Below are 1,226 nucleotides of genomic sequence, written 5' to 3'. Positions count from 1 at the left end.
GCCATACCTGCAAAAAGATCTTTGAGTTTCTGATACGCATCTGATTGAAAAAACTTATAAGTATTGGACTGTAAAAATTTCTCTGCATCTGTCAGTTCAGGAGTCGGTGTTGGGGAAGCGGGTGCTAATGGTTGCGTTTGTTCATTAACATGAGGTTTTAGTTCTTGTGGAGTACTCTCTAGTGCATTTGGCATAGGTGGCTGTTGATCAACTCCAAGAGGCATATCCGCTCTAGGAACCGTATAGGGCATAAATGGTCCATATGGATTCTGCATGTTCTGTAAATAGGGGTTGGATGGTGCATGTGCTTTCTCTGGTGTCATCATACTTTCAATGCCTGATGCCCCAACCGTAAATGCAGTGGTTTTTGGGTTCTTTGTTGCGAATTTTCCCACGGGGCTCTTTGTTATTAATTGTCCCAATCTGTTCGCCCCTGTAACCGCTTTGGGAGCAATATATCTAAAAATATGAGGCGCAGCTCTCGCTGCCATAAAAGCTGCCCCAGCTAATGGAAATAATAATGGAAATGCCATCACGCTCTCCTACAAAACTATTCTTTAATGATTATACAGCTATTGTTTCTTATTCATGTAATCTAAAAAATCCTTGGGGACTCCTGCTGCCAACGCTGCTCCCATTGGACCACCTGCCATGTAACCAAAAGCCATTGGTGCTGCCTGAAGTGCCAGAGAACCTATTGTCCCTACATTTTTCCATGGGCTATTCCCTTGTATCATCGAAGCTGTATTATTATTCGTTGTCGTGCCGTAATTTCTTGCAAAGCCATGACCGGCATTCATAAGCATATTCAACCTATTCCAGCCGCTATTGTCTTGTTCCAGCCAACGTTCTCTATTGGCATCAACAAGGCGTTGATTGTGGGCATCAAGCACACCTCCCCCTTGTATGGCATTGGAATAGGCATTCCCATAACCCTGTAAGAAGTTATTTGAAGCTCCTAACTGATTTTGATTGGCTTGGTCTATCATGGCATTGGCTTGCATCATGCGATCCGCATCACGATTATACTGGTCTGCTGTAGCACTTGTAGACAAAGCACCAAGTTCATTTGCCAATACACCCGTATGTGCACCAGAACCATAACGACCCGCACCGGCAAAAGAGCTGTTAATCGTATCTCTGACGCGGTCTAAGCTATTTTGAAGCGCAGCATTAAAAGACGGATTCTGTCCAACCATATCACCAGAAGCCACTCTTCCAAGATT

1 protein-coding gene and 1 pseudogene are annotated in these 1,226 nt (G+C 44.1%); both read right to left on the bottom strand.

Going from position 1 to position 1,226, the window contains the following annotated elements; all coding sequences use genetic code 11:
* Positions 1-533: pseudogene (locus ACFIO3_RS13380) on the bottom strand (hypothetical protein); the annotation flags it as partial.
* Positions 534-572: 39 nt separating this feature from the next.
* The coding region (locus tag ACFIO3_RS13375) for a hypothetical protein (RefSeq protein ID WP_375704619.1) at positions 573-1,226 on the bottom strand (654 nt) is incomplete at its 5' end.

It is taken from the genome of Bartonella sp. AD328YNZD, assembly GCF_042196425.1.
The sequence above is the reverse complement of the archived record's forward strand: the minus strand, read 5'-3'. Positions and strand labels throughout refer to the sequence as shown.